Raw genomic sequence first — 26,380 nt, forward strand, 5'->3', positions numbered from 1 at the left:
TTTACTCAACATAGATAAAACCTCTCAAGTTTAGCATCTTTTCTTACACATAATGGACCGTTTTGATTATAAAATAACTAACGATCTATTTCTAGTTCTTCCATATAAGCTGGCATCCCTTGAACGGAGAATGAAGTGGTGAACAATTCTCGAAGTTGACATCTATAACGTCTTGATACATAAGGAAATGCCCCCCGATAAATTTCTTTTGCATAATGAAAAGGGGGAACTTTATCTTCCCGCTTATTGATGACCGTAAAAGTCAGCGCACGATAGGTGCTGCCATGAGAAGTGACTTCGACAATGGTTGGCCTGTAGTGTCCTTCATAAACCCCTTCACGATCATATAGGTAATCGACAGCCGAGGGTGTGATTTTATAGAGGACACCTTCCACAAAAGTGGAGTGATGTTCTTCAATATCAGCCCTGCCACCATCGTGAACATGGTGAGAGAATCGTAAACGATAATTAGCTAAACTAGCTCTGCCAACAACATCTTCAAATAACGATTCCACTCCAGCTAGTTTAAATCGCTCAAGATCCATGCAGGATCCATACGCAAAGTAAAACATATCATCTGCGTGAGGATAGCGTGCCAGTTTCCAATCACCGTGAGGCAGGACTTGCTCGCCTTCCATTCCACTTACACCTTCATATACAACGGCCTCGTAGTTTTCGTGATCAGTATGTACTGTAACTTGCTTTCGATCAAATAATGCTGCTGTTTCCCTATTATTGTGCTCATCGATATTTCTCATGATATGGTCAGATACTTCGTATAGTTCACCATACACCGTTCCTGTTTGGGTAAGCTTTACATATGCATTGTTGTCATGACTTTTAAATAAAGTTGCGTTTATTCGGGCTTGTTCAAATAAAAGCGAAGAATCAGCTAACCAATCATGATCTTTTTCCCCTTTACAAAATGATCCATACACAAATAAATGCATCCTTATCCCTCCTTTGTTACCGTTGAATAAGCAGGAAGCTGATAAGCACTTGTTGCAGACTTTACGGCCTGGATTACTGCTTGCTCAACGACGTGAGCTGCTAAATAGCTCAATCCATTTAAGTCGACCGTTACTTCATTAGTTGTCATTGCAAATAATGTATCTCCATCTACAAATGTATGAGAAGGTCTGATCGTTCGGGCCAGGCCGTCATGAGCAATAGAAGCCAGTTTATTAGCTTCAGACTTAGATAATGCAGCATTACAGGTAATAATGCCAATAGTCGTATTCCCGCTAAATCGATTAGTACTTGCTGTATTCATTTGTTTCAGCAGCACCTGTTCGCTTCCCAAGAAACATTGTCGATGACGATCATATGCGCCCGCTAAACAGTTTCCCGTTGCTGGATCAACTACATCTCCGAAGCTGTTCACAGCTACAACCGCTCCAATCTTTAACTCACCAACTTCAATCGCGTAATGGCCCACTCCGCCCTTCATAGCGTATACCGGTCCTAACAATTTTCCTACAGATGCTCCCGTGCCCGCTCCCACGTTTCCTTTTAAAAAAGGTCTATTAAGAAAAGCATTTTGAGTTGCCTGCTTCCCCATATTCCTGTCCGGCCGTACTTGTTCATCACCAACCATAAGGTCAAATAAAATGGCTCCGGGAACGATCGGAACTTTCGTGATCTGTACGTCAAAACCAACTCCTCTTCCCTCAAGCTCATTCATAACCCCTGTTCCTGCATCTAAGCCGAAGGCACTTCCTCCTGCTAAAAATATTCCATGTACTTGTTCAACCAAATTCTCAGGGTTCAAGGCATCCGTCTCCCGGGTCCCCGGTGAGCCGCCACGTACAGACACGCCTGCTTTCGCACCATGCTCCGAGACTACAACTGTACAACCTGTAGCCGCTTCTTTATTATCTGCATGACCAAAAGCAAACCCCTCGATAGATGTAATCGGAATTTCATTCATGGCAAACTATCCTTCCTTATGTTTTCTTTTTTACAAAAAAGGTAATTTTAAATCTATGGAGGTGTATATATGCCACGTAAACAGATAGTTGTTCACGGTAGAGTTCAAGGAGTTGGTTTTCGCGCTGCCACAGAACAGGTCGCATCTCAGTACAGTCTCACTGGCTGGGTAAAAAATAATCCTGACGGCACAGTAGAAATAGAAGCAGAGGGGAACGAACATGAACTCGCCTCGTTTATAAAGGTGATAAAAAAAGGGCCTAATCCATTCGCTAAAGTCCAGTCACTCGATATCACTAACTTAAAAAGTGAAAAAGGCTCCAAAGACTTCCGGACGCTACATTAAGAGTGACCGCAGAAACCTTTTCTGCGGTCCTCTTTTTAGTATTTCTCGCTTGGTATAGAAACTAAAGGTCATCGTTGATTGCCAACATGTGCCCCTCCCCTACTTTACTTGTGCATGGGTCTTACAATAACCTCATTCACATTCACATAGGAAGGCTGTGTAACAGCATAAGCAACTGCTTTTGCGATATCTTCTGAATTCAGCGGAGTCATTTCCTGCTTCTCAAACATGTCAAGCACGTCTCCGTCTGTAATATGATCCGTTAACTCTGTATCTACGGCTCCCGGAGAAATGTTGGTTACTCTGACACCGGAGCGTGATAGTTCTTTCTCCATACCCATAGATAGAGCTTTTACTGCATATTTCGTCGCACTGTACACCGTACTTGACGGAAATACTTCATGGCCCGCAACAGAGGAAACATTTACAATATGTCCACCCTCCTGCTTTAACATCTCAGGCAATGATGCATGAACACCATAAAGGACTCCTTTAATGTTTACATCAACCATTTGCTCCCATTCATCTACGTGATCATTTTTTAAGAATGATAACAGCATAACCCCTGCGTTATTGATATAAATATCAATACTGCCAAAATCATCTTTAGTTTCTTTGACCAGGTTTTCCACATCAGACCGTTTCGTAACATCTGTTTCAACTACTTTGGCTCTTACATTATATTGCCTCTCTACGTCATCAGCAAGCTGTTGCAAACGCTCAGATCTTCTGGCGGCAAGAACGACATGAGCTCCTTCTTCCGCTAAATGTTTAGCGATGGACTTGCCAATCCCGCTGCTTGCCCCTGTAATAATGGCTGTTTTATTTGTTAATTTCCCCATTATCATAACCTCCTTTATGACTCCACCTCTTATTTACCCTTTTTGTTAACGAACTATTCAGAGGTAAAGAAGTTCTATGTATGAAAAAGTCACCTCTACAGTATAGAGGTGACGGCACTGGTATGTGTGTGTACTACTGTTCTTCAAAAAACTTGCGGTTTAATTCAATGTATTTATTTTCCTCTTCAGGAACTTCGTCTTCAATGTAAATGGCCTCAACAGGGCAAACCGCTTCGCAAGCCCCGCAGTCGATACAGATCGCAGGATCAATGTAAAACATATCTTTCCCTTCCTCGATACAATCGACCGGGCATACGTCAACACATTCTCCTGCTTTTTCATCTTTACAAGGTGAAGTTATAACAAATGCCAACGGAATCTCCTCCTTCTTTTATAAATAAAAAAGTGCTTCTATTAATTTCGCACTATTCACGGAAGTGATTTAAAACACCACTTTTTTTATGATAACGGTTATCGTTGAAAAGTGCAATTTCTGCGACAATTTTTGTTGAAAAAAATCGGTTCGTGTTTAGTCTTTCCAAATTCGTTCGACGGTATATTCGCCGCCCTGCTTTTGAATTAAAAAGATATCTGGTCTGGAAAGCCGCTTCCAATCCATAAACCCGATTTCACGATTATATTTTTGCAGGAGCAGTGCTAATAAATTGCCATGAGTGACCAGCAACACGTTTCCTTTAGAGGATTCTAATTCATCGATAAGCGATAGTACTCTCTCTTTTGCTTCTAAAGAGGATTCTCCACCAGCCATCTTCAGTTCGGGGTCTTTGAAGGTATCATGAAGAACTTCTTCCCAGTCATCAAGTGGATCACGGCTCAGGATCCGTTCTTCTAGACGTTCATCTTTCTCGATGGTCATCTCGTTATTCTCAGCAAATGGTTTTATCGTTTCGATCGCACGTAAAAACGGACTTGAGATGATTCGATCAATCTCATAACCTGAATGCTCGAGAAATGAAGCTAGAACTTGAGCTTGACGTATTCCTAATTTCGTCAAAGGTGAGTCTTCATGCTGGCCTTCTGTTTCACTATGACGGACTAATATTAATTTGTCCATGAGTGGACCATCCCCCTTATTGCTTATCATATCCCTATTATCGCTGATGTCATACGTATTGACAAGGATAGACAGAGCATTTGTTCTTTTTCTATCGAACAAACATTTTAATAATGATGTTTTTATCAAAAATAAAACAGCTGAGCCAACATACTCAGCTGTTTGTTATTTCCTTAAAGTAGTGTTTGTAAAACCCTCCAACTCGGCCGGAGTTATCAACAATAAAATAAAATTCTTCACTTTCATTTTTTACATCGTATGTTTGTCCAGGTGCCAGTACATTGTTAACGACAAATTTCTCAGCATCGTTATGTACACACTCAATTTGTTTTATGGTTTTATGGTTTTCCCAATTTTTATGAATCATCGTTATCCTCCTTGTCCCTTTCTATCATACATTGATTTTTATCGTGAAACAATCACTCTTGTGATTTAGAGTAAGTCAGACAGTAGCGGAATAAACTCCGCTATAATGGTCGTTAGTTTTTAATGTTCATCCTTTTCGGTTTGTTGAAGAACCATTCCAATAAAAATGGCATAACCAGAACAATAATCAGCAGACGTATCGTTTGTAATGAACTTACAATGGCTGGGTTTGCACCCGCATCCTGAGCTGTTAGCGCCATTTCAATTAACCCTCCGGGAGCTAAACTTAAAATGGCTGTAGTCAATCCCATTTCGGTCCACTCCGATAATAGAAAGCCTAACAAAAACGAAAGGGATATTAAGAGCAGGGCGAGCGCAAAAAAATATCCGCAGAATCGCCCTGCACGAATCACGTCTTTTAACACAATTTTATGACCTAAATGGACTCCGATCATAAGCTGGGCCCCGATAAACAAGACACTCGGCAATGGGTAAAGAGCGATGCCTGCAGTCTGACATGCTCCAATGAGCAGCATAGGTATAATAATAAGTGAAGCAGGGATTCTTTTCTTTACTACATACCCCGCTGTAAGACTAAGGAAATAAATCAACAATGTCCAGTAGCCGCTCGGTTCGACATGCGTTTCAACAGCTGCAGCTGCTGGTTCATCCATATACAACCAATGTGTTGCTGCAAACGGAATAATAAAAAGGACCGACACCAGGCGGATAGTATGAAAAATGGTGACTAGTACAGTATTTCCTTGTAAAGACTCGCTTACAGCAATCATAGCCGATAATCCTCCGGGCACGCTACCAATCAAAGTGGTTTTTGTTTCCATAGCGGAACGTTTTGAAAGAACAAAAGCAAACAGAAGGCTTGTAGCTATAATAGCAAAGGAAAAGAGGGCATACGGCAGTAAATAAGGGCCAATATTTGTCCATGTATCTGGTTGAAAGGTCAATCCGATTTGAATTCCAAGCAGCCAGAAGGCAAGGTCTCTCAACAATAAACTGGATTGTGTTTGATGATCCCCCTTTATTTTATATAAAATTAATAACGTCACAGGACCAAGAATCCATGGAAGCGGCAAAGCTAAAAACGCAAAGCACAAACCGCCAATAAGAGCAATTAAATACGTAAGGATATAATTTTTCCTCAAAATACTACCTTCTTCCATTGGCAGGATGATTGGACCGCTATCAACATAAGAATAGCCGCTTCCCTTGTCCGTCACGAGGGGAAGCAGTTATCTTCAATTCACTTTGTACAGATTAATCCTGATTGTGAGCAGTAAATAAATGGGTCAAATAACCATAGCCCTCTTCGTCCATGCTTTCTACAGGGATGAATTTCAGAGCAGCAGAATTAATGCAATAACGTAAGCCACCCGCAGCTTTAGGACCATCTTCAAAAATATGACCGAGATGTGAGTCAGCCTTGTCGCTTCTCACCTCTGTGCGAATCATACCGTGCGACTGATCCAAATGTTCATTAACCTGTTGCTTTTCAATCGGCTTCGTAAAACTTGGCCATCCACAGCCGGCATCATATTTATCTTCTGAACTAAATAAAGGTTCTCCAGAGACAATATCAACGTAAATTCCTTTTTGTTCATTATCATTGTATTCATTCTGGAAAGGGCGTTCAGTCCCATTTTCCTGCGTGACTGCATATTGAATATCCGTCAATCTGTTTTTTAACTCTACAGGATTCTTTTGGTAGCTCCAATGGTCTTTAATAAAATCGGCTCTGCCGGAACCCTTTTTATAACGCTTATAATGATAGGAATTTTTCCTGTGATAATCCTGGTGCTTGTCCTCTGCCGGGTAGAATGTTTCCGCTCGTACTACTTCCGTAACAATTGGCTTGTTAAATTTACCTGAAGCCTGGAGCCGCTCCTTGCTCGATTCAGCCTCTTGTTTTTGTTCTTCATTATGATAATAAATGGCAGTTGTATACGAATATCCTCTATCAGCAAATTGTCCATTTGCATCTGTCGGATCGATTTGCTGCCAAAATATTTCAAGCAGACGTTCGTAAGGGAATATCTCAGGGTTGTACACAATTTGCACAGCTTCACGATGACCAGTTGATTCGGTAATGACTTCCATATATGTTGGATTTGCCGTGTGCCCTCCTGTATAACCAGAAGTGACAGACTCAATGCCAGGTCGTTCCTCAAAGGGTTCCACCATGCACCAGAAACACCCTCCGGCAAATGTAGCTTTTTGTAGTTGTTGATTCATCATCCAGCCTCCTTTAATAAATTCATTGGGTTTCTTCTATTTTTTCTAATTCCACAAAAAAAATCAAGAAACATGCCCAGCCGTTTAAATATATAACTTAGGCTGGGATGTTCCTTGGCGTTTTCGCGTTTGAGTTTCTTCCTTTTCTTCATCTACGCTGACATCTTTACTTTTACTGGCTAAATCCTTACTGTCTTCGTTATCATCCGTTTCCTCATCTGATTCATTCATTAACTTCATCATATTAATCATGGCTGGAATGTTTTTAACCATTGGTCCGTATTGCTGCACCATAGGAGCTGCTGACTGTACTGCTTTTAAAGCTCCCTGGAGATGCCCAAGCCAGTTTCCGCCGCCAGCAGCTGTCTGCGCTGCAGCAGTTGGAGGAAATGCATTCATGAAGGAACCGCCGCCAAACCTTGAGGCCCCACCATAAGACCTTGCACCGCCACGATTCAAAAAGGGAGCAAGAAATTTCTGCATACCCTGTGGCTGCTGATAACCAGGATTATATCCTCTTCCCCAGCCCATAGGGCCATGAGGCGGTGGATTTCTATAAAACATACTAGACCCCTCCGTCACTTGTTTTAACATAGCCTATGCGGAATGACACGAGACTGAGTGGGCTACCTTCATTACAGTCGTATCCTTACGATACCCAATTAATAGGCTGTTCACCAATAGACTGGAGAAATCTGTTACTCCTTGAAAATGGGCGGCTGCCAAAGAACCCTCGATGAGCGGATAATGGGCTCGGGTGCACAGATTCAATAACAGCATGTTTACTTCGATCCACAGATTTTGCTTTATTTTGGGCATGCTTTCCCCACAATATAAACACCAAAGGCTTCTCCCTCTCGTTTAACGCTTCGATGACACGATCGGTAAACCTTTCCCATCCGATCCCTTTGTGCGAATGAGCCTGATGAGCTCGGACGGTAAGGACAGTGTTTAGCAGCAAGACACCTTGCTCTGCCCATGCCTCTAAATTACCATGATCAGGTGGTGACACTCCTAAATCGTCCGCTAATTCCTTATAAATATTTCGAAGCGATGGCGGAATCGAAACACCTTTCTTAACAGAGAAACTAAAACCATGTGCCTGCCCCACTCCGTGGTAAGGGTCCTGTCCAATGATAACCACCTTCGTGTGCTGAAAAGAAGTTAGATGAAAGGCTGCATAAATGTCATTCATGTGGGGAAATACCTTCTGTGCTTGATATTCTTTTTTTAAACGTTCTCTTAATTTTAAATAGTAGGGCTTATGAAGCTCCTCACCTAAGATGTTCGCCCAATCATTCTGAAAGATTTTCATGCTCATCCCTTTCTTTTGACCATTATTTTCTGCCCACCCCTTAAAATATTTCCCGGGCAAGCGCAGGAAGTGACAATAGCCGAAATGACTATCCTTTATCAGTTGACGGAATAAAGTGAAATTAATCGGTATTTGCAAATCGTTGTGTTGTTTTTTAAGATAAGTTCTTCAATAATGCCCGTGCCGATTTGGTCAGCCTTCTGATTTCTCCTTACTTCTAACTTTTCATTCATCGGAAATAGTTTGTAGCCATCGAATACGATTTGGAACAAATTATCATCTGAATGAACTCTTTGTTCTTTCCCTTCTGTAATTAACGACCATTCCATTGATAGCGGTGTAGACATATAGCACCCTCCCCTATTCATCCTTGTAAGTTTTAAACTCTATTGAAACGTAAACTGTACAGTGGATCCTTCCTGACCTGAATGGATGTGAAGTTTAGCAGGAATCTCCTCTTTCAGCTGTGATACATGGGAAATAATACCGAGCATCCGATTGCCATCTTGTAAACCTCTTAAACAATCAATAGCCTGTTCCAGAGATAATTCATCTAATGTTCCAAATCCTTCATCGATAAAGAGCGTGTCAAGTTGGACACCGCCAGCATGGGATTGAACCACATCAGCCATGCCAAGAGCTAAACTTAAACTTGCTTTAAACCCTTCCCCGCCTGACAATGTCCTAACTGAGCGCTGCTGCCCGGTATGGTGGTCAATTACTTCTAAATCCAATCCACTCTGGGCACCTTTTTTGGCAATTTCCTGGCTTCTAACCAATTGATAACGATGATCTGTCATTTGATCCAGCCGAATATTAGCCTGTATTAAGATCTCATCAAGATAGGATGCAAGCACATATCGCTCTAGAGATAGACGCAACGGGTTATTACCTTTTGCTAGATTGGCAAGTTCTGCTAAGTCATAGTATTGTTTCGCTTTATCACGCTGATGTTCAAGTAATGATTGCATAGTAAACTGGACATCTTTATTTTGGTTATAATTAATTTCTAATTCATTGATGTACCGTTGTTTAACTTGGACTTGCTGTTTCTTATACTGCCACGTTTGCTCTAACTCCTCAAGCTTAGGCCTTTCTTGAACAGCCAGTCGAGCAGATATTTCTTTGATTCTTTCTTGCACGATGGCCTTCCGATTATGATACTTCTCTAGTTTCTCATTAAGCGAATGAACTTCCTCTTTAGGAAGTAACGCACTTTGGTACTGTTCCACTGACTGAAAGTGAAATTGGTCAAGCGTTTGATTAAATTCGTTTTCTTTATCCGAGAGTATAGACTCAGCTTTTTGGAGGAAATGTAGAACTTGTGTTTCTTCGGTTTGAGCCTCTTTAAACATTTGATCAACTTTATTGAAATGCTCGTGGACCATTTCCCATTCTTGTAAAGCCTCACGAAATTGTTTTTCACTGGCTGCCACAAGTTGATTCATTTGCTTACGGTCTGTTGTTTCAAAGGAATAGGTTTGTTTCATTTCATCCCTTTGAGTTGAAAAACGAATCTTTTCCTGCTGGAGAAAGTGATATTGCTGAGTATGTTCTTCTTCCTCCTTTTCCACCTGATCAAGTTGTTCTTCAAGCTTAGTTAGTTGTTTAGCAGCCTCTTGAATCGATACTAGCTGTTTATCAAGTTCATTTAACTTACGTTCTTTCGATTGCAAGTGCTTGCAGATGTCGGTATAGAACTTGTCCAATGCTTCAGTGGACCGGCCATCTACTTTCTGATCATATGGAGAGAATAAACCTTCGACAAGCTGCTTTTGAGATTCACCCTCTGCCTTGACCATTAATAGTTGCTCTTGATGTTTTTGAAAAATGTGATCTTGCTGTTCAAATGTTGCTTTTAGATGATCCATCACCTCAACACTTTGAACTCCAGGCGGCTTAACTGCCAGAGCAGGATGCTCATGCGCCCCACAGACGGGACAGGGCACATTTTCTTGTAACTCACTTGCCAGATGATAAGCATGATGCTGTTTCAATTGTTCAACAGCAGCTTCATATTCATCACGGGCCTTTTCCCGTTCCACTTTCATTTCGTTAAAAGTTTTGACTAGAGATTGATAGTGTGATCGCAACTCAAGAAGCTTGTTCCACTCTTTTTTGAGGGAGGACGCGTCCCTCTTCTGTCTTTTCAAATCATCCAGCTGTTCTTTATAGTGGTATCTTTCAGCAGTGATTTCTCTTTCATTAGCGGACTTTTCCACAAGTCTCTGCTTTTGCTTGATACTATTTTCTTTATTCTCTCTTATTTCTTTCAATTTAATTTCTTCTTGTTTCAATGCTTCATCATATTCTTTCAGTTTATTTTCTAATGTAACGAGCTTATCTAATTTTTCTCCCATTTCTCTCTTGCGTTTCCACTGTTCCTTCAAATGCTCCCGGTAAGATTCGTTCTCTGCCTGCTGTTCATAGCTGGCTGCCACTTCCTTGAAGCTCTGTTCAATTTCAAGCTTTCTTTGCTTTTTGTGCTGCTGATCCTGCATGAGATTTGTTAACTCTTTCTGTCTGTCCTTCACTTGCCGCTCGTAAGGAAGTACTTCCTGAGCTTGTTTTGCCGCTGTCACCCTTTGCTCCACAGCTTGGATATACTGATCTTGGTCTGCCAGCTCCGTTGCTTCTTTTTGCAGTGCTTCCTGTTCTTTAAATAATCCCTCTACAGCCTTCGCATCATAATATAGTTCTTGAGCACGATCGGTTTCCTTCATGAGCGACGTCAATTGCGAGGTTTGTGCGTTTTTTTGCTCGAGTTGGCTCGACAAGTGATTGTTCAGCCGTTCAAGAATATGATCAGGATTTTCGTCATTTGTATTCGCGACCTTCTCTTCCCCCCAGTAAATCCGATTGACAGCCTGCTCAATTTTCCATTGAAACTGCTCCATTTCCTCCTGCAAAGATTTTGAAGATTGCTTGAAATAATCCGTAAGTTCTGAATAAAAGTGCGTTCTGAAAATACGCTGTAAAATTTCTTCCCGTTCTTTACTATTTTCTGAGATTAGCTTTCTGAATTCACCCTGGGGAATCATGATCATCTTCCGGAACTGTTCATAATCCAGACTCAGCAATTGTTCAACGTAATCATTCACTTCTTTAATCTTAGAGACGAGTAATTGGGCACCTTCTGGTTGAATCATATAAAACTCGGCCCTTGTCGGCTCCTCTTTAAAGCCGTCCCCACGTTCTTTCTTTTTCAGTTGTTTTGGCATACGGACAATTCTGTATTCTTTACCTCGCAAGCTAAAATGAAAATCAACAAAAGTGGTGTCCTCCGGTTCAGAAAAGTGACTGCGTAACGTATCCTGGTCACGGTCTGTACCACTGGCTCTGCCATATAAAGCAAAACATATGGCATCGAAAATGGTAGTTTTACCCGCGCCGGTTGGACCAGTAATCAAGAAAATAGATTCTTCACCTAACTCGGTAAAATCAATGATTTGCCGCGTTTTATAAGGCCCGAAGGCATTCATTGTGAGCGATAATGCTTTCATTTGCTACTGCCCCCTCTCTTGTTGTTTTAACGTTTCTATCGTTTCTTCCACAAGCTTTTTACGATGATTTGGGATCGTCTCACCCTTTATTTCTTGATAAAAAGAGGCGAATAAAGTAGCTGGAGACAGACGCTGCCGTTCTTTCATTTTCTGAATGTCTTCTGACTGCTTAGGTTGCGAGGAAATTTTTCGCTCCAAGTGCAGGATGTTAGGATACAGCTTTCTCAATTTCCCCATTGGGTCTATCAACTGGCCATCATCAAGTAACCGAACATGTAAATAACTATCAGGATGATCTGCAGCATCCCCCCGCATCAGTTCGTCGAAATAACCTTCTATTCGTTCAAAATCGCGAATTGGCCGAAGCGGCACCTTATCTATTCCAAGCTCTCCCTTCTCGTCCATATCAACGATCGTCACGGATTTCTTATGAGTCACTTCGGAAAAAGAGTATTTTAAAATCGAACCGCTATAACGAACCTTTTCCGCACCAACCTTTTGGGACTGATGTAAATGACCCAGAGCTACATAGGTGAAAGGCTTAAACAGTTCTGTATCAATGTATGGACTACCACCAATCATTGACAATCTTTCTTCCGATTCAGATTCCATACCTCCCGCCAGAAAAGCATGGCCGATCCAAACATGACGCTCTTCCATATCGTACCGTTCCGTAATATATTTAATAAGCTTTTCAGCAGCTTGCTGATGTGAACGTACTTCGTCATCATCAAATTGATAAGCCACTTCTGCTGGTTCCACGTACGGAACAAGGTGGAAATGAACCGGGCCACTTTCATCATAGAGAGTCACCGCTTGATATTCCTCTGATAACTTGGTGTCGAGGTAAAGCTGTTGTTTTCTAAACAGTTGCGATCCAAATTCCAGGCGATCCGGACTGTCATGGTTCCCGGAAATAGCAAGAACCGGGATATTGAAGTCATTGATGAGTGTTGTTAACGTATCATTCAATAGTTCGACAGCTTGCTTGGGCGGAATAGCACGATCGTATAAATCGCCCGCAATAATGATCACATCAGGCTGTTGCTCTTCAACGACCGTCAGAAATTGCTTCAGAATAAAGCGTTGATCTTCAGTCATATACACATTATTGACGATTTTCCCCAAGTGCCAATCTGCAGTATGTAAGATTTTCAAAAGGAATCCCAACTTTCTTCATCATAACTTAATAGATTATAGCTTCTATTATACAAGATATGGTCTAAGCTTGAAAAAATAAAAGATATCCACTGAAGGGATATCTTTAAAAGCTCATTCCTTTTCTTCTAATTGGTAGTTTTCATACAGGCGGTCAAATACAGCTAAGGCGTTGGTAAAGGGAATATTCCACTCTAAATAGCTGCTTAATTCATGATACGAGGTAGCTTGTTTAGGAAAACTGTGATCTTTAAACATCCAATCAGCCAGCTGTCTCTCCTCGTCCGCCTGTTTGTTTCCACGATAACGCATCATATAATGATAAAACGATCGCATATCCTCTCTCCTTTATTTTTGTACTCCTGCGAGTAATAGTTTATTTCGCAGTATCGTAATCTGCACGCTTTTAGTCTTCCATAAATTCCTGATGAGCCTTGAGTTTTTTTCTGTAAACGATTCGAGACAGAATAATGCTTATTTCATACAAAATAATCAAAGGAATCGCCACAACAATTTGCAGCACAAAATCAGGAGGCGTAATCATCGTCCCAATGATGGCCAGAACGAAATAAGCATACTTTCTGATTTTAATGAGAAGTTCTGGATTGACTAGACCAAGACTTGTTAAAAACATGACGACAATCGGGATTTCAAAGAGCAGGGCAAATGGAATTGTAACTCGGAAGACAAACTTAAAGTAACGTTCAACCGTAAACAATTCATTAAACATTCCATCATTTAATGACAGTAAAAAAGGTAAAATCAGTTGTACAAATACTGTGTAGCCAAAACTTAAACCAGCTACAAACAGTAAGAAAACAGCAGGTATGTAAGCTAAAGAGATCTTCCGTTCTTTAGGCGTAAGAGCCGGTTTTACGAATAGCCAGAGCTGTAAACTCAGCATAGGCAATGTGGCAACTAACGCGACAAGACTTGCCATCGAGAAAAAGATCCAAATAATTTCCCCAGGACTTGTCATATTGAGTTCAAACGGAATATCTCGTTCAAAAAAACTATAAATTTCCCTAACATAAATAAATCCTAAAATAAAAAAGATAATAAACGTAGCCAGTGTCCATATAATCCGCTTCCGAAGTTCACTTAGATGGTCGGTTACGTTCATCTCTATATCGTTATGATTATATTGTTCATCAGACATTTCTGCACCTCCAGGCGATTTAGGGCCTGACACAAAGAAGATGTAAGAGCTGAAATTCCCCCTTACATCTTGCCGTGTTATTTACTTATTTTTGTTCTCTTTCTTTGAATCCTGATCATCAGACATCATATCACCGGTAGCTTTCTTAAATTCTTTAAGAGAACTTCCAAAGGCCTTTCCGATCTCAGGCAATTTGGATGGGCCAAAGATGACTAATGCAATAATTAAAATCAAAATCAGACCCGGCACACCAATATTAGATAACATCTAGATCACTCCTGGTATGGTAATTAATTCTGTTTGTTAGAATCTTTATCATTGATCATTTGTTTAGCATCAGATATTTCTTTCTGAGCATCTCCCGTCAAATCCCGGGCGGAGTTTTTAAATTCCTTCAATGTTTGTCCAGTTGCTTTTCCGATCTCAGGCAGTTTCTTCGGCCCAAAGACAACTAGTGCAACAAGTAAAATAAGTATTAATCCAGGAATTCCTATACTTGACAGCATACGATTCACCGTCCTTTTAAAAAGAAGTTAATCTTTTTCGTTACGTTTATCCTATGAAATAAATTGCATAAGCCTGTTATCAGTCACAAACCTGCTATAGTCGTAAGAAAGCTTGCCCTAATCATATCATGTTCTAAATGAAATGTCTTTTAGTTACCGATATTTTCTCAAAAGAGTGCGGGCAGTATCATACTCCTCTTGTGTATTCATATTAAAAAAATGATCGGCTGCCGCTTCTTCAGAAATGGAGCGAAAATCTGACATGTATTGCACATTGATTTGATCAAGCAATGAGCGCATACTTCGCTGTCCCTCCTGCAATAATCGCTCAACAACTGGAAGCAGACTTCTTCTGTAAATCCCTGAAAGTGGTTGAATCCTGTTTTCATAGATGGGCACAATAGCATGTTTTTCTTTTGAGAATGCTTGAAACATTTCATGGAAAACTTCTTTTTGAATAAACGGCGTGTCACAGGCTGACAGCAAGACGAAAGATTCGCTCCCATTTTTCAGAACGGCATGTAAGCCAGCTAGCGGCCCGGCGTCGAGAAAGGTATCATGGACCACATCTATAGTCAGGGCAGTTGTTGGAAACGGCTGATCCCGATTGATGACTACGCGATCACAACAATGGGATAGTTCATTAGTAATTCTCTCGAGTACTGTTTGATCCCCTAAAGGCAGAACTGCTTTATCCGTCCCCATCCTTGTAGAACCGCCACCAGCCAGTACGGCTCCACAAATTTCCCTCGGTTCAATCATCAAGCTCTCACCCGGTCATAGATTCTAAAATAATAATCATAGGGGTTTTTTTCATCCTTAGCACCTTTCGTTTCCTCAACCAGCCGCCAATCCGCTTCTTCATAGGATGGAAAGTACGCATCTCCCTTGAAGGCATGATCTATATACGTCATGTACATTCGATCTGCGTAAGGCAGCATTGCTTCAAACAGAACACCCCCGCCAATCACAAACCATTCTTTTTCAGGATAGGTTTGATTTAGCTTAATAATCTCATCAATCGAATGGATGACTTCACACCCGTCCACTTCATATTCTTCCCTTGAAGTCAGAATGATATGTTTTCGATTAGGCAGGGGCTTACCGAAAGATTCGAATGTTTTTCTTCCCATAATGATTGTTTCATCCCATGTGGTTTCTTTAAAAAATTTGAAGTCGTTAGGAATATACCATGGCAAGTCATTATCTTTACCAATTAATTGATTCTTATCCATTGCAAACACAAAAGAAATCATTTATCTGCTCCTCAAGTAATAAGTAATAGTCAAGCCTTTACTGTCGTCTTGTTTAAACGCATGTGCGCATAGTAAGTTGAAAATCAGACAGCGACGGGGGCTTTAATCCCTGAATGAGGATCATATCCTTCTAGATGAATATCCTCAATCGTAAAGTCAAACAGACTGGACTTATCCTGATTAAGAAGAAGTTCAGGCAGCGTGCGCGGCTCCCTCTTAAGTTGGATATGAATCTGGTCTAAATGATTGCCGTAAATATGTGCATCCCCAAGTGTGTGAATAAACTCTCCAACTTCCAGATTACATTCATGGGCAATTAAATGTGTCAATAAAGCATAGCTCGCAATATTAAAAGGAACCCCTAGGAAAATATCTCCGCTTCTTTGATAAAGCTGACAAGATAGGCGACCATCGGCAACATAAAATTGGAACATCGTATGACATGGCGGCAATGCCATATTTGATGGTACGTCTTCAGGATTCCACGCCGTCACAATATGCCTTCTTGAATCAGGGTTAGTTTTTATACTGTTGATGACATTAGCCAATTGGTCAATCGTTTCTCCTCTTGATGTTTTCCAGTCACGCCATTGCTTCCCGTAAACGGAGCCAAGATTTCCAAATCGCTCGCTAAAATCGTTTTCTTCAAGAATTCGTTGTTTGAACACGCTCATTTCTTTATCATACACTTTTTTAAATTCCGGGTCATGTTGAACGCGTCTTCCAAAGTCTGACATGTCCGGCCCATTATACTCTTCACTATTAATGTAAGATTCAAAGGCCCATTCGTTCCAAATATTATTGTTATGCTGTAACAAATAACGAATATTCGTATCTCCCTGTATAAACCAGAGCAGTTCACTTACGATCAGCCGAAAAGGAACCCTTTTAGTTGTCAGAAGCGGGAAGCCTTTCTGTAAATTAAATCGCATTTGATAGCCGAAAGCAGAGTAGGTACCAGTTCCTGTTCTGTCTTCTTTTTTAGTACCGTTTTCTAATACATGTTTACATAAATCTAAATAACTCATTTCGTTCTGACTCATCACTGTTCCTCCTATTGTTCATTGACGACTTCCCATTCATACAGAAAGCGCTGTAAATAATCCACCATATATTGATGGCGTATTTGCGCTTCTTCCTTTGCACTCTTTGTATGGATCAAATCAGATAGTTTTAGCAGTTTATCATAGAAATGCTGAATAGATGTGGATGAGCCCTGCTCGTCGTGGTGAATTAGTTGGCTATGGGCTCCTCCGAAGGCGAAGGTCCTGGCAATTCCAATGGCGCCGATGGCATCAAGTCGATCAGCATCCTGAACGATTTTCCCCTCCAGCGTCTGCGGCGTCCTGCCTTTAGAAAACGACACATCCGCCATAGCCATTTTAATTTGCTGGCAGTCTTGTTCTAAGATTCCTTGCTTGGAAAGTAACCTCAGGGCCTGTTCACTGGCTTGCGCAGGATCTTGAAACAATTTGGCATCCCCTACATCATGAAGCCAACCTGCAATTTCACAAATAAACGGGTCTGCTCCCTCTTTTTCAGCAAGTACTTTTGACCAATGCGCCACCCTTTTCATGTGGTAATAGTCATGGCCAGTCGGGTCGTGATCAAACAGCTCGTGTAGATAGTTTTCTATAGTAGTTATTAGTGACTCTTTTAACACACAAACACCTCTAAAACTGAAATAAATCCATTTGTCTCGGATTTAAATCTGCATAGTTAATAGCGAGTAACTCCTGAAATTGCTTGGCATTATCCGCAGCATCTCCTCCAGAATTATTATTAAACAATGTAGTAATATGAGGAGTTTGCTTTTCAAGCATCCGGATTCGCTCCGCCCATTCAGTTAATTCCTGCTTGTTATATCGATAGAGAAAACGAACTTTTCTCCAGTCTTTTCGTCCATTTTTATTCCAGCCATGTACATTCCTTCCGTGGAAGCGAATTAATGTTTTAGTCGGATGAGTTGGTTCAGCAACTAACGGAACCGAACCTTCCCCTGCCTGGGGCTCGTCACAGATGGTATGAATCCATTCATGGGCTTTCATAAATGCTAAGGTCTGCTCTTTATATTGTGGTTCAAACCATGTACGGTTTCTAAACTCCAGTGCTAACGGGTAGGGTTCGAGCCACTCTTTAAGCAGACGCAATTTCTTTATATGTTCCTTTTTCACATCAAACCAGGGAGGAAACTGAAATAACAATGCATTTATCTTGCCAGCCTCAAACACCGGCTGAATAGACTCTTCATAACGCTTCACTAAATCCCGGGCCGCTTGCACAGATCGCATTTCTCTGTCATGACCAGTAAGTTGCTGAAAGGCTTTAATGACAAAAGAGAATCGGTCTGGCGTTTGCTTAAGCCATTTCTGATAGTGGGTTATTGGCTGGATAGCATAGAAGGCAGTATCGACTTCAACGACAGGAAAATGTGAAGCATAACTTGCCAGCTTCTCCTCAGGTCTAGTATGGTCCTGATACAAGGTAGGATGATCCCCCCATCCTGTCAAACCGATTTCAATGCTCAAAAGCTACTCCCCCTCCCTAAATACACTTCTGACATGATTCGCCTATTTTCACTAAATTGATTGTATCAAAAAACTACCCCCTCTGACGATAAAATTTATCCAGAGAGGGTAGTTGCTTAAAACAACCCAGTTATCAAACCGGCGTCTGTTACATCCATATTTAAAGCGGCAGGTTTCTTAGGGAGCCCTGGCATCGTCATGACATCACCAGTTAATGCTACGATAAATCCAGCCCCTACCGAGGCTCGCAATTCACGTACCGTTACTGTAAATCCTTCAGGCCGTCCCAATAATTCAGGATCATCCGATAGTGAATATTGAGTCTTTGCCATACAAATAGGCAGCTTGTTATGACCTTCCTTATGTAATTGCAGCAGTTGTTTTTTAGCTTTTTGAGAAAAGTCCACTTTGCTTCCACCATAGATTTTAGTAACGATCTTATGAATTTTCTCTTCGATAGTGTCCTCGAGCTCATAGGTATAAGCCAAGGGACTGGTTTTCTTTTCACAGCTCTCTATGACTTTCCTAGCTAACTCTATTCCGCCTTCTCCGCCTTTAGAGAAAACATCTGCCACCGCGGCCTCCACATGATTAGCGTTGCACCACTCCAGAAGAAAGCCGAGCTCAGCCTCTGTATCTGTCGGAAACTTGTTAATGGCCACTACGAATGGCAAATTGAATTGATCAATGGTCTCAATATGCTTCTTTAAATTAGAAATCCCCTGTTTAAGTGCTTCCACATTTTCTTCTATAAGACCATTCTTATCTACACCGCCATGCATTTTTAGCGCTCTTATAGTTGCGACAATTACTACAGCAGCTGGTTCAAATTCCCCCGCCCGTGTCTTAATATCTAAAAACTTCTCCGCGCCTAAGTCGGCACCAAACCCTGCCTCCGTCACCACATAGTCCGCAAGCTTAGCGGCAATTTTCGTTGCCATTACACTATTACAGCCATGGGCGATGTTAGCAAAAGGGCCGCCGTGAATAATCGCAGGAGTATTTTCTAACGTCTGCACGAGGTTGGGTTTCAGTGCATCCTTCAGCAGCAAGGTTAAAGCCCCTTCAAATCCCAGTTGATGCACAGTGACAGGTTCTTTATTATATGTATATCCAACAACAATCCGCGCCAGCCTCTCCTTTAAATCCTGAAGGTCATTCGCTAAGCAAAGAATAGCCATGATCTCAGAAGCTACTGTAATCGTAAACCCATCTTCACGCGGCACACCTTGGGTCGGTCCTCCCAAGCCGATATTTACTTGTCTAAGAGCACGATCATTAATGTCGAGGACGCGTTTCCATTCCACCCTTCTTGGATCAATCTGCAATTGATTACCATGGTGGATATGGTTATCAATGAATGCGGCTAAAGCATTATTTGCAGTCGTAATGGCATGAATATCTCCAGTAAAGTGAAGATTTATCTCCTGCATGGGGACAACTTGCGAATATCCTCCTCCAGCAGCGCCTCCTTTTATCCCCATAGTAGGTCCAAGCGAAGGTTCCCTTAATGCGATCATTGCTTGATGATGTAAACGATTCAATGCCTGACCCAAACCAACAGTTACCGTTGATTTCCCTTCACCTGCAGGGGTCGGGTTTATGGAAGTGGTTAAAATGACTTTGCCAGTAGGTCTTGCAGATAGCTTATTCAGTAAACCGTCCGACAATTTCGCTTTATAATGACCATAAGGCTCAAAATCATCGGTTGCTAATGACAGCTTTGAAGCAATATCACGAATAGAGTGCATTTCAGCCTCTAAGGCAATTTCTATATCTGATTTCATTTGTTATTCCCCTTCCTCTCCCTTGTTATTTATAGTATAACTTACATTCAGAAAGACCTTTAGGGTATTTTCAAAATAAAGAAAATTAAATTTTCATACAATTAACATCATACATATTGACTACAAATTCAAGATACGATATATTATTTTATAAGCAAATAAGATGAACGGAATGATAAAGGACAAGTCACCTCCCATAGAGACACATTGGATTTTATTATTCCATGTGTTCTATGGGTTTTTTTTGTTTATCTTACTTGTAATTCCCACGTTTTACGTGCAAGATTTTAGGAGGATATGTGTTATGCAAAATGGTACAGTAAAATGGTTTAACGCCGAGAAAGGCTACGGATTCATTCAAGTAGAAGGCGGAGATGATGTATTCGTCCACTTTTCTGCTATTCAGGAAGAAGGTTTCAAATCCCTGGAAGAAGGTCAGCAAGTAACATTCGAAATTGTTGAAGGGGACCGAGGCCCTCAAGCTTCTAACGTTGTTAAACAATAAATACGGACTGTAAGCGCCATACTAAAAAAGTTGGCGCTTTTTTAATTGAAATAAGCGAGAAATCACCGTATAATCAGTGGCTGTTGCAAATCAGCAACTTTATCTTAGAAAAAATAGGAGGAACTACCGGTGAGCAATGAATGGTTATGGCTCTTATTTGCCCTATTAAATTTCTCTCTGTTACTTGCAGTCTACAGGCTGTTTGGTAAACCCGGACTTTTCGTGTGGATCGGCATGTCAACAGTCATCGCGAATATACAAGTCGTTAAAACAATTGAATTATTTGGCTTAACCGCAACATTAGGCAATATTTTGTATGGGACAGCCTTTCTGGCCACAGATATTTTAAACGAAAAATATGGAAAACAGGATGCGAAAAAGGCTGTTTGGATGGGATTCTCCACCTTAATCATAATGACAATTGTGATGCAGCTGTCTATCCAGTTTACCCCTGCCGAAAGTGATATGGCCCAGCCGGCTTTAAAAACGTTATTTGGCATTGTACCTCAAATTGCTGCAGGCAGTTTATTAGCCTTTATTGCCAGTCAATATTTTGACGTCTGGTTTTATGACAGGCTGAAAAAGCTTTTTCCAGGTGATCGGGCACTGTGGATTAGGAACAATGGGAGTACGATGCTCAGTCAGCTCTTGGACACTGCTATTTTTTGCGGGGTCGCATTTTACGGTCTGTATCCGCTAGATGTATGGATTGAGATCTTTCTTACGACGTACTTCATTAAATTTATTGTGGCAGCGATGGACACTCCGTTTATGTATGCAGCCAAAAAAATAAATAATAAGTAATCGCGATTAGGAGGTTTTTCAGTGATTGAAGTGTACACGGACGCATCTACCATAGGAAATCCTGGTCCGAGCGCTGCCGGGATTTATATTAAGCAGAATAAACAACAGTACGAATATGGAGTATATCTCGGAGAGTATACGAATCACGAAGCGGAATTTCTAGCCGTCATTAAAGCCTTGGAAATTTGCCAGAAATCTTTTGCAGGAGAAATTCTTTCAATAAGATCGGATTCGCAAGTCGTTGTAGCTACTGTTGACAAAGGACATACGAATAATCTTGCGTTTGAGCCGCTGCTCAAACACATCATTAGGTTGCAGGAATCTTTTCCGTTTGTGTTTTATAAATGGATCCCGGATAAAAACAATAAAAATGCGGACCGTCTCGCACGAACTGCACTTAAGAGAAGCTAACCTTGTTCAACGCCTGGTTAGTTTTTTGATGTAGAATCCAATCCTCGCTCCTCTAATGCTACATAAGCTGTCTTCTTTGACGTGATCGCAGGTGATGATAAGTGTTCCAGTACACTTATAAAAAAACTAGGATCAAATGTATGTTGAAATTTGAGTGTTTCTTTTAAAGCAAGCATCACTTTCCATTCCTCGACATTTGTCGAGTTTTTCCCGAAGTAAATGAAATGCACATCTTCATCTGAAAGCTTAAAACCTTTTGACCACAAGTCTTCCAGGTAATAAGCCAATGATTCTTTTTGCCTCATGGTATGCTCCTTGTAACAAAATTATCTCATCAATTGACATTCATCGACAAAGTTCCGCCTCATCTGCATTTCATTATAACAAATAAAGCCAGGTTTTGGTTACCTGACTTAAATGGAATATTAATAGGATGGTGAACGTTGAATCATTCTATTCTTCTTTTGAACTTTCAATACTTCTAACACAGATTGCGCAGAAGGCAATCCTAACTTTGCTAATATCCATACCATCAACCCTGTATAGACACATACGATTCCCAATATATATAAAATCATCATATTACCCACCCCTAATTGATAATGATTTTCATTAATAATTAGAAGTATATCAAATAGTAATTGAGATAGCAATCATTTAATTTAAATTTTCAGAACCTTTGCGAAGCACCCTCTCTTCTGCAGGGATTCGTACAGATAATACGAGAAGATGAAGCACCGGAAAAATTAATGCGGTGAGATAAGCATGAAACATAAGAGGAATGAAAAACAATTCCAGAAATACAACAATATAGTTCGGATGTTTTACATATTTATAGGGTCCTCTAAAAACAAGTGGTTCATCTGGAATCACGATAATCCTCGTGTTCCAGCGCCTTCCTAAACTTGTTATACACCACACCCTGAGAAGCTGCAGGACGAGGAAAAATATAAAAGCAACAGGAAACAGCCATACTATCTTATATTCTACTACTTGCCACTCCAAAATAATGGATAGAAAGAACAACGTATGCAGGCCAATAAATAAAGGATAATGCCCAGATTCAAATTCCACTCCTCCACGCTTCAACATCCAGGATTTGTTCATACGGGCTATAACTAATTCCGCCAATCTTTGTAATACAATCAACCCAAATAGCAATCCTAGCATTTAGCTCCACTCCAGACTTACGAGCTCAGATGTAAAGCCGGGGCCTAATGAAGCCATAAAGGAGCGCGTTCTTCTATCAGGTTTACTTTTCATAGCTTGCTCAAGAACAAAATGGACGGTTGGGGACGACATATTCCCATGGTCCTTGAGAATTTTTTGGGAAAAGGCTAATGCCCTATTTGGCACATTCAATACTTCCTCATAAGCTTCTAGAACTTTTTTTCCACCAGGATGTGCAACGAGAAAAGGGATTTCCTCTATCCCCCAATCCGTTTGCTGGAGAAACTCTTGAACATGGTCAAGCCAAAAATTTCGCACGAGGTTTGGAATGCTCTTGTTAAATACGACTTCAAACCCAGTATCCACAACGTTCCACCCCATTACAGACTGACTGTGAGGCTTTGTTTTGGTGCTAACTTGCTCTACTTTAGGAACAGTAGCAGTTTGCTGCCCTATCAGAGGGGAAGACTCTCCTGCCATCAAAACTGCGGAGGCACCGTCCCCAAATAGTGCCGTGCCCACGAAATTACTTACGCTCTTGTCATTTGACTGAAATGTTAAGCTGCAAAGTTCTACACAAACGACCAACACGTTACTTTTCTTAGCTCCCTGCAAGTATTCATGGGCTTTAGCTACAGCGCTAGTGCCTCCCGCACAACCAAGTCCAAAAATTGGTGTTCGTTTGATTGATTGTTTGCACCCTAACTGGTCAATCAGATAGGCATCGAGCGTAGGTGTCGAAATCCCTGTAGAGGAAACGAGGATAATATGGTCGATCAAATTTGGAGCTACAGATTGCTTAAGAAAATCTCGACTGCTCAAGCATTTTCTGATCGCCTGTTCACAATAACGGAGCGCACTAGCTTGGTAGAGGTCATTACTTTCTTTCAGCGAATGTCCTTTTTCGTACCAAGACAACTGGGCTGATAATTGACGAGTTTCTATATTAGCATTCTCAAAAATCGGCATTAACCTGTTTTTCTCATGGTTTGTCATAGGAAATACACGATGAACAAGCTCTTGAATTTCTGATTGTGTATAATGATGGTCTGCCGTTTGAATACCTGCTGAAAGTATGTATGACATTAGAGCACCTCTTTTATTCTTAAGGTGTCCAATTTAGTGGTGTTTTATAATCTCGTTAAGGTTGTCATAAAGCATTTGTTATCTAACTTAAAATTTAGGAAGTACATAGAATAACTCTCTAAACTGAATATTCTGTATATTTTAACTTTTTTCAAATTCTTTACAATTGAAAATATTTCCATTAAACTACAGTTTGTGAAAATTAATAAAAGGGGGAAGAAAAATGAAGAAATTTTTATTTGCGATCGGGTTGATTTCTGTACTAGTGCTGGCTGGTTGCGGAAGTTCATCTTCTGAAGAGAAAAGTACATCAGGATCTGAAGAAACGAGCAGCAAGGAAAAGAAAAGCGATAAGAATGCTGTAAAGGAAGAAATACTTAATGTACAAATGAATATGGCAAACACTTTTAGACCACAACATTCCAAAATTGCCAGCTACCAAACGCTTGTCGCTGATGGAGAGTCTACTTCAGAAGCTATAAAAACTGCAGGCAAAGAAGCCTTAGCAGCATCAGAAAAAGCAGCGGACTTAGCTGAATCCTACAAAATCAAATCGGATCTTCCAAAAGAGATTAAAGCTCAATATGAGGAAGCACTGCCCTCACTTCAAGCTTACTATGCAGAAGTGGGTAAGGCTCTCAATAAGAACATAGAGAATGCTGACTTTACTACGGCCAACGAAAAGTTCAATACGTTTCAACAAAAACTTGATGCTGTTTATAAAGATGCTGGACTCCTGGCAACGGATTTAATGGCAGAATTTTCATAATGAGTATAAACCCAGCTGTTACTGAACAGCTGGGTTGCTTTCCTAAAACTTATAAATTTCTTGGTACTTGTCAGTTAAATAGGTAACTAAATAATTCGGATTTAAGTCCTCGCCAGTCACATCATGAATTATCTCCAGCGGTTTTTTCATCTTACCGAACTTGTGGATGCGATCTGTCAGCCATTGTTGAATTTGTTTAAAATCCCCTTTTCGAATCACATCGTTAAAGACTATTTCCTGTTTGAGCGTATGATGAAGCTGAGCTGCATACATATATCCTAATGCATACGAAGGAAAATAACCAAAATCTCCCCCGGACCAATGAATGTCCTGCAAAACCCCTGCTGAATCATTCTGAGGTATAATGCCAAGATAATCTCGCATTTTCTCATTCCATAAACCTGGCAAATCCTTGACTTCGATTTCACCGCCGATTAACGCTTTTTCCAGCTCATAACGAATCATAATATGAAGAGAATAAGTAAGCTCATCAGCTTCGATTCGGATCAAGGAAGGTTTCACTTCATTTACTGCTTTGTAGAAATCTTCCAAGTTAATTGAAGAAAATCGTTCGGGTGCATGACTCTTAAACAAATCATAATGATTTTGCCAAAAAGGCTTACTTCTCGCAACGAAATTTTCCCAAAATAGTGATTGAGATTCATGAATCCCCATAGAAGTTCCGGTCGCAAGCGGAGTAAACGCTAAAGATGGATCAATATTCTGCTCATAAAGGGCGTGGCCCCCTTCGTGAATCGTACCGAACACAGCCGTGCGAAAATCTTTTTCATCATATTTAGTGGTTACTCTAACGTCATTTGAATTCAGACCAATCGCAAAAGGATGAACCGTTTCATCTAAACGTCCAGCATCAAAATCATAACCCATCCGTTTCAAGATTTCATAACTGAACGCTTCTTGGCTTTCCTTTGGAAAATGCCCCCCTAGCAGTGAGGGATCAGGTTGCTCTGGGGCACCTTTTATTTGTTCCAACAATCCGGTTAGTGCTTTGCGAACCTTAGGAAATACTTCATCGAGTACTTTAACCGTAACTCCTGGTTCGTAATTGTGAAGCAAGGCGTCATATTTATGATTATCATATCCCCAGTAGTCTGCAAAACGACGGTTATAGGAGACAAGCTCTTCTAAATATGGCTGGAAACCTTTGAAATCATTATTTTCTTTTGCTTCAGCCCACATGGATTCTGCTTTTGATTGTAACGTTACATATTCTCTGTATTCTTCTTTAGGAATTTTCACGGTTCGTTCATAGGTCTCCCTGGCTTCTTCAACTGCTTTGATTACCATCGGAGCGGTTGAAGTACCAGTCAGGGCAGCTAAGTACTCTTTCATTTTTTCCGATGTTTGTATTTCATGAACTTTTTGTGATAACACACCGATCACCTCTGACCTTGGATCGATCGCTTTCTTAGGTGCTTTCGTCCTCATATCCCAAGCCATTAGTCCAATTGCCTCTTCATAAGAAGCTTGTTCTTTAAGCAGATTCATAAACTTCTGTTCAGTTGACTGGCTCATCCCTCTCCCCCTTATTTACTTGCCGGGCTTCAAACAGTCCTAACCTTTATGCTTTGTGTTGAATAGGCTGCCTGCCCTC

General features: G+C 40.8%; 33 protein-coding genes. 5 read left to right on the forward strand and 28 right to left on the reverse strand.

Annotated features, from left to right (window positions below; genetic code table 11):
• Window positions 1-77 precede the first annotated feature (77 nt).
• Window positions 78-950: a gamma-glutamylcyclotransferase family protein gene (locus P9989_RS11460; RefSeq protein WP_283075055.1), complete on the reverse strand. Its 873-nt coding sequence runs from the start codon at window positions 948-950 to the stop codon at window positions 78-80.
• A 2-nt stretch (window positions 951-952) separates the two neighbouring features.
• On the reverse strand, window positions 953-1,930 hold the full coding sequence (locus P9989_RS11465) for a P1 family peptidase (protein WP_283075056.1): 978 nt from the start codon (window positions 1,928-1,930) through the stop codon (window positions 953-955).
• 69 nt (window positions 1,931-1,999) lie between these two features.
• On the opposite strand from P9989_RS11465, the gene P9989_RS11470 reads away from it, so the two are divergent.
• Window positions 2,000-2,275, forward strand: coding sequence for an acylphosphatase (locus tag P9989_RS11470; RefSeq protein WP_283075057.1), 276 nt, complete (start codon window positions 2,000-2,002; stop codon window positions 2,273-2,275).
• 104 nt (window positions 2,276-2,379) lie between these two features.
• Here the strand turns inward: P9989_RS11470 and P9989_RS11475 are convergent, their stop codons facing one another.
• The 21 genes from P9989_RS11475 to P9989_RS11575 form a co-directional block, all read right to left on the reverse strand.
• A complete protein-coding gene (locus P9989_RS11475) occupies window positions 2,380-3,117 on the reverse strand; it encodes an SDR family oxidoreductase (protein ID WP_283075058.1) in 738 nt (245 codons plus the stop codon).
• A gap of 133 nt (window positions 3,118-3,250) precedes the next feature.
• Window positions 3,251-3,490, reverse strand: coding sequence for a ferredoxin family protein (locus P9989_RS11480; RefSeq protein ID WP_079530064.1), 240 nt, complete (start codon window positions 3,488-3,490; stop codon window positions 3,251-3,253).
• Window positions 3,491-3,646: 156 nt separating this feature from the next.
• Window positions 3,647-4,192, reverse strand: a complete 546-nt coding sequence (locus P9989_RS11485; protein ID WP_283075059.1) for a histidine phosphatase family protein — start codon at window positions 4,190-4,192, stop codon at window positions 3,647-3,649.
• A gap of 154 nt (window positions 4,193-4,346) precedes the next feature.
• Entirely contained in the window at window positions 4,347-4,559 is a 213-nt protein-coding gene (locus P9989_RS11490) for a DUF6501 family protein (RefSeq protein WP_283075060.1), read from the reverse strand.
• A 112-nt stretch (window positions 4,560-4,671) separates the two neighbouring features.
• Complete coding sequence (locus P9989_RS11495) at window positions 4,672-5,796, reverse strand: AbrB family transcriptional regulator (RefSeq protein ID WP_283075061.1); 1,125 nt, start codon at window positions 5,794-5,796, stop codon at window positions 4,672-4,674.
• Between the two features lie 37 nt (window positions 5,797-5,833).
• On the reverse strand, window positions 5,834-6,808 hold the full coding sequence (gene msrB, locus P9989_RS11500) for a peptide-methionine (R)-S-oxide reductase MsrB (RefSeq protein ID WP_283075062.1): 975 nt from the start codon (window positions 6,806-6,808) through the stop codon (window positions 5,834-5,836).
• Between the two features lie 84 nt (window positions 6,809-6,892).
• Entirely contained in the window at window positions 6,893-7,372 is a 480-nt protein-coding gene (gene vrrA / locus P9989_RS11505) for a VrrA/YqfQ family protein (protein WP_283075063.1), read from the reverse strand.
• A gap of 85 nt (window positions 7,373-7,457) precedes the next feature.
• Window positions 7,458-8,123, reverse strand: coding sequence for a uracil-DNA glycosylase (locus P9989_RS11510; protein WP_283075064.1), 666 nt, complete (start codon window positions 8,121-8,123; stop codon window positions 7,458-7,460).
• A 98-nt stretch (window positions 8,124-8,221) separates the two neighbouring features.
• The gene (locus P9989_RS11515; protein WP_283075065.1) at window positions 8,222-8,470 is read right to left on the reverse strand and encodes a DUF2584 family protein; all 249 of its coding nucleotides are present in this window, start codon (window positions 8,468-8,470) and stop codon (window positions 8,222-8,224) included.
• Window positions 8,471-8,509: 39 nt separating this feature from the next.
• Window positions 8,510-11,626, reverse strand: coding sequence for an SbcC/MukB-like Walker B domain-containing protein (locus P9989_RS11520; RefSeq protein ID WP_283075066.1), 3,117 nt, complete (start codon window positions 11,624-11,626; stop codon window positions 8,510-8,512).
• Between the two features lie 3 nt (window positions 11,627-11,629).
• Window positions 11,630-12,727, reverse strand: a complete 1,098-nt coding sequence (locus P9989_RS11525) for an exonuclease SbcCD subunit D (RefSeq protein WP_346274842.1) — start codon at window positions 12,725-12,727, stop codon at window positions 11,630-11,632.
• Window positions 12,728-12,898: 171 nt separating this feature from the next.
• Window positions 12,899-13,120, reverse strand: a complete 222-nt coding sequence (locus P9989_RS11530) for a YozE family protein (RefSeq protein WP_283075068.1) — start codon at window positions 13,118-13,120, stop codon at window positions 12,899-12,901.
• Between the two features lie 70 nt (window positions 13,121-13,190).
• Window positions 13,191-13,943: a twin-arginine translocase subunit TatC gene (gene tatC / locus P9989_RS11535; RefSeq protein WP_283075069.1), complete on the reverse strand. Its 753-nt coding sequence runs from the start codon at window positions 13,941-13,943 to the stop codon at window positions 13,191-13,193.
• A gap of 81 nt (window positions 13,944-14,024) precedes the next feature.
• Entirely contained in the window at window positions 14,025-14,210 is a 186-nt protein-coding gene (locus P9989_RS11540) for a twin-arginine translocase TatA/TatE family subunit (protein ID WP_283075070.1), read from the reverse strand.
• A 23-nt stretch (window positions 14,211-14,233) separates the two neighbouring features.
• On the reverse strand, window positions 14,234-14,449 hold the full coding sequence (gene tatA / locus P9989_RS11545) for a twin-arginine translocase TatA/TatE family subunit (RefSeq protein WP_283078896.1): 216 nt from the start codon (window positions 14,447-14,449) through the stop codon (window positions 14,234-14,236).
• 153 nt (window positions 14,450-14,602) lie between these two features.
• The gene (mobA, locus tag P9989_RS11550) at window positions 14,603-15,211 is read right to left on the reverse strand and encodes a molybdenum cofactor guanylyltransferase (protein WP_283075071.1); all 609 of its coding nucleotides are present in this window, start codon (window positions 15,209-15,211) and stop codon (window positions 14,603-14,605) included.
• Entirely contained in the window at window positions 15,211-15,705 is a 495-nt protein-coding gene (locus P9989_RS11555; protein WP_283075072.1) for a dihydrofolate reductase, read from the reverse strand. The genes mobA and P9989_RS11555 overlap by 1 nt, the downstream gene beginning before the upstream one ends.
• 83 nt (window positions 15,706-15,788) lie before the next feature.
• Window positions 15,789-16,748: a thymidylate synthase gene (locus P9989_RS11560; RefSeq protein ID WP_283075073.1), complete on the reverse strand. Its 960-nt coding sequence runs from the start codon at window positions 16,746-16,748 to the stop codon at window positions 15,789-15,791.
• An 11-nt stretch (window positions 16,749-16,759) separates the two neighbouring features.
• Window positions 16,760-17,368 carry an HD domain-containing protein gene (locus P9989_RS11565; protein WP_283075074.1) on the reverse strand — a complete coding sequence of 203 codons (609 nt, stop codon included), beginning with the start codon at window positions 17,366-17,368 and terminating at the stop codon, window positions 16,760-16,762.
• 10 nt (window positions 17,369-17,378) lie between these two features.
• Window positions 17,379-18,233, reverse strand: coding sequence for a DUF72 domain-containing protein (locus tag P9989_RS11570; RefSeq protein WP_283075075.1), 855 nt, complete (start codon window positions 18,231-18,233; stop codon window positions 17,379-17,381).
• Between the two features lie 116 nt (window positions 18,234-18,349).
• Window positions 18,350-20,020, reverse strand: coding sequence for a formate--tetrahydrofolate ligase (locus P9989_RS11575; RefSeq protein ID WP_283075076.1), 1,671 nt, complete (start codon window positions 20,018-20,020; stop codon window positions 18,350-18,352).
• A 304-nt stretch (window positions 20,021-20,324) separates the two neighbouring features.
• Here P9989_RS11575 and cspD point away from each other — a divergent pair, with 304 nt between their 5' ends.
• From cspD to P9989_RS11590, 3 genes are all read left to right on the forward strand, one after another.
• Window positions 20,325-20,525 (forward strand): cold-shock protein CspD, encoded by a 201-nt coding sequence (cspD, locus tag P9989_RS11580; protein WP_283075077.1) that lies wholly within the window; start codon window positions 20,325-20,327, stop codon window positions 20,523-20,525.
• Between the two features lie 129 nt (window positions 20,526-20,654).
• On the forward strand, window positions 20,655-21,329 hold the full coding sequence (locus P9989_RS11585) for a queuosine precursor transporter (RefSeq protein ID WP_283075078.1): 675 nt from the start codon (window positions 20,655-20,657) through the stop codon (window positions 21,327-21,329).
• Between the two features lie 21 nt (window positions 21,330-21,350).
• Window positions 21,351-21,740, forward strand: a complete 390-nt coding sequence (locus P9989_RS11590) for a ribonuclease HI family protein (RefSeq protein ID WP_283075079.1) — start codon at window positions 21,351-21,353, stop codon at window positions 21,738-21,740.
• A 17-nt stretch (window positions 21,741-21,757) separates the two neighbouring features.
• Here P9989_RS11590 and P9989_RS11595 read toward each other — a convergent pair whose 3' ends face one another.
• From P9989_RS11595 to P9989_RS11610, 4 genes are all read right to left on the reverse strand, one after another.
• Window positions 21,758-22,045 carry a DUF6123 family protein gene (locus P9989_RS11595; protein ID WP_283075080.1) on the reverse strand — a complete coding sequence of 96 codons (288 nt, stop codon included), beginning with the start codon at window positions 22,043-22,045 and terminating at the stop codon, window positions 21,758-21,760.
• A 120-nt stretch (window positions 22,046-22,165) separates the two neighbouring features.
• The gene (locus tag P9989_RS11600) at window positions 22,166-22,321 is read right to left on the reverse strand and encodes a hypothetical protein (protein ID WP_283075081.1); all 156 of its coding nucleotides are present in this window, start codon (window positions 22,319-22,321) and stop codon (window positions 22,166-22,168) included.
• A gap of 76 nt (window positions 22,322-22,397) precedes the next feature.
• Window positions 22,398-22,910: an isoprenylcysteine carboxyl methyltransferase family protein gene (locus tag P9989_RS11605; protein WP_283075082.1), complete on the reverse strand. Its 513-nt coding sequence runs from the start codon at window positions 22,908-22,910 to the stop codon at window positions 22,398-22,400.
• On the reverse strand, window positions 22,911-23,996 hold the full coding sequence (locus P9989_RS11610) for a type III polyketide synthase (protein ID WP_283075083.1): 1,086 nt from the start codon (window positions 23,994-23,996) through the stop codon (window positions 22,911-22,913).
• Window positions 23,997-24,219: 223 nt separating this feature from the next.
• On the opposite strand from P9989_RS11610, the gene P9989_RS11615 reads away from it, so the two are divergent.
• Window positions 24,220-24,765, forward strand: coding sequence for a hypothetical protein (locus tag P9989_RS11615; RefSeq protein WP_283075084.1), 546 nt, complete (start codon window positions 24,220-24,222; stop codon window positions 24,763-24,765).
• 42 nt (window positions 24,766-24,807) lie between these two features.
• Here the strand turns inward: P9989_RS11615 and P9989_RS11620 are convergent, their stop codons facing one another.
• The gene (locus P9989_RS11620; RefSeq protein ID WP_283075085.1) at window positions 24,808-26,301 is read right to left on the reverse strand and encodes a carboxypeptidase M32; all 1,494 of its coding nucleotides are present in this window, start codon (window positions 26,299-26,301) and stop codon (window positions 24,808-24,810) included.
• Window positions 26,302-26,380: the final 79 nt, after the last annotated feature.

It is taken from the genome of Halobacillus naozhouensis (assembly GCF_029714185.1).
Taxonomy (GTDB): domain Bacteria; phylum Bacillota; class Bacilli; order Bacillales; family Halobacillaceae; genus Halobacillus_A; species Halobacillus_A naozhouensis.